Genomic DNA, 2,383 nt, shown 5'->3' with positions numbered 1-2,383 from the left:
ATCCTGGTCGCCAATGCGGCCAAGGACACCTACGACTTTCTGGGCAGTCCGGAGGGCGAACTGGCCCTGGCCCAGGCCGTGGTGCACCTGGCCACAGCGCCCAAGTCGGTCGGGGTCTATGAGGCCTTCAAGGCGGCGAAGAGGGCGGCGCACGAGACCGGCTCCCTGATGCCGCCCGCCCATATCCGCAACGCCCCGACCAAGCTGATGAAGCAGCTGGGCTACGGCAAGGGCTATCAGTATGACCCGGACACCCCTGAGGGCTTTTCAGGCGCGAACTTCTTTCCCGACGAGATGGAGCGGCGCACCTTCTACAAGCCCAAGGGCGAGGGGCACGAGGAGAAGGTCAAGGCGCGGCTGGAGCGCTGGGCCGAGATGCGCGCGCGGATGCAGAGCGAACCTGACGCATGACGCCCTGCCGAAACCGGGGCGAACGGGCTAGAAGCCGCTGATGACCGTCCGCCAGCCCGTCGTCCTGTCCGAAGATGAGATCGCCGCCGTTCGGTCGTGGGTGGTCCACGAGGACGCGCATGTCGTGGCGTTCTCCAAGCCCAGCGGCCTGTCCAGCCAGGGCGGGCGGATCAAGGCCCATACGCTGGACGATCTGCTGTGGGCCTTCGCGCGCTCGAACGGCAAGCGGCCGGAACTGGTGCACCGGCTGGACCGGGACACCTCTGGCGTCATTCTGGCGGCCAAGACCAAGCCGGCGGCCGGCTTCCTGGGCAAGGCGCTGCAGGCGCGCAAGTTCCGCAAGACCTATCAGGCCCTGCTGTTGGCCGCGCCGGAACCCCGGGCCGGCGTGATCGAGGCGGCCCTGCGTCGCGAGGAGGTTGGGCGAGAAAGCTATATGCGCGTCGTGCAGGATGATGCGCCGGGGGCCCAGGCCTCGCAAAGCCGCTATCGCACCCTGGCGGCGACCGAGGCCGGCGCCCTGGTCGAACTGGAGCCGATGACCGGGCGGATGCACCAGTTGCGCGTGCACATGGCCCACATCGGGCGTCCGCTGGTGGGCGACGTTCGATACGGCGGCGCCCTGACGACGCCAGCGGGCGCAGCGCCGCGCCTGATGCTGCACGCCTCAAAGCTCGTCTTTCCGCACCCCGAGGGCGGGCTCGCGACGATCGAGGCCGCGCCGCCTCGGGATTTCCAGACATTGCGCGCCGCCTTGGGCCTGTGACGGGAACGAGGGGCGGTCCCCGACGCTATTGGGATGAAGGAGAACACGGTCATGAAACGCTTCGTCATTCTGGGTGTCGTCGGTTCCGCCCTGGTACTGTCCGCTTGCGCGAGCCTTGCGCCCTATGGCGCCCAGCAGGGACCGGGCGGGCAGGGCTTTTCCGAGCAACGGATCGAATCCAACCGCTACCGCGTGACCTACAATGGCGTGGGCGCGCCGGGGCCCGTGGCGGATTACGCCCTGCTGCGCGCGGCCGACCTGACGACCCAGGAAGGATACGACTGGTTCGAGGTGGTGCAGGCGTGGACGGATGGCCGGCCGGGCGGGGCGGGGGGCGTGCGTCCCAGCGTTTCGATCGGCGGCGGGACCAGTCGATACGGCGGCTATTCGGCGTCGGGCGTCGGCGTGGGGGTGGGCCTGAATCTCAGCGGTCCGCAGCCGACCTCGACCACGCTGGAAGTCGTGCTGGGTCGCGGGACGAAGCCGGATCGCCCCAGCGTCTATGACGCCCATTCGATCCAGGCCTCCATTCCCCGTTGACGCTGTCGGCGGACTGGCGAGGCGGCGGGAACGTCGTATAAGCCGACCATGATCTCGCGTTTGCTAATAGTCGCCGCCGGCGGCGGACTGGGGGCCATGGCTCGCTATGGGCTGGGCCTGGCGGTCGGGCGGTGGGCGCCCAACGCCGCGTGGCCCTGGGGCACCTTCCTGGCCAATGTCGCGGGCGGCCTGTGCATGGGGCTGCTGGTCGGCTGGCTGGCGATGCGTGGCGGCGCGCAGCAAGAGGCCGTCCGCCTGTTCGCGGCGGTCGGAGTGCTGGGTGGTTTCACCACCTTTTCCTCCTATTCGCTGGAGGCCGTCCTGATGATCGAGCGGCGTCAGATGGGATTGGCGGCCGCCTATGTCGGTCTGTCCGTGGTCGCGGCGATGGCGGCGCTGTTCGTCGGACTGACGATCGCCCGACGCGCGTTCGGGGCGGTGCTGTGAGCGATCCGGCCCCCGCCGCGCCGAAGCGCGAAGTCCAGACCCTTTACGTGGCCGAGGACGAGGACGGCATCCGGCTGGACCGCTGGTTCCGTCGGCGCTGGCCGCATCTGTCGAACATCCAGGTGCAGAAGATGGCTCGCAGCGGCCAGATTCGCGTCGATGGCGGGCGGATCAAGCCCGAGGCGCGCCTGACCGCCGGGGCGGCCGTGCGCGTGCCGC

3 protein-coding genes and 2 pseudogenes are annotated in these 2,383 nt (G+C 69.4%); all 5 read left to right on the top strand.

Annotated features, from left to right (window positions below; genetic code table 11):
- Window positions 1-411, top strand: a pseudogene (locus B2U11_RS00310) (replication-associated recombination protein A); the annotation flags it as partial.
- A 40-nt stretch (window positions 412-451) separates the two neighbouring features.
- Entirely contained in the window at window positions 452-1,177 is a 726-nt protein-coding gene (locus tag B2U11_RS00305; protein ID WP_292068965.1) for an RluA family pseudouridine synthase, read from the top strand.
- Window positions 1,178-1,228: 51 nt separating this feature from the next.
- Window positions 1,229-1,717 (top strand): CC0125/CC1285 family lipoprotein, encoded by a 489-nt coding sequence (locus tag B2U11_RS00300; RefSeq protein ID WP_292068964.1) that lies wholly within the window; start codon window positions 1,229-1,231, stop codon window positions 1,715-1,717.
- 51 nt (window positions 1,718-1,768) lie between these two features.
- Complete coding sequence (crcB, locus tag B2U11_RS00295; protein WP_292068979.1) at window positions 1,769-2,164, top strand: fluoride efflux transporter CrcB; 396 nt, start codon at window positions 1,769-1,771, stop codon at window positions 2,162-2,164.
- Window positions 2,161-2,383: pseudogene (locus tag B2U11_RS00290) on the top strand (RluA family pseudouridine synthase); the annotation flags it as partial. The gene crcB and the pseudogene B2U11_RS00290, both read left to right, overlap by 4 nt.

This window comes from Brevundimonas sp. UBA7534, assembly GCF_002479325.1.
GTDB lineage: Bacteria > Pseudomonadota > Alphaproteobacteria > Caulobacterales > Caulobacteraceae > Brevundimonas.
Note: the sequence above shows the minus strand (reverse complement) of the source record. Positions and strands in the feature narration are given on the sequence as shown.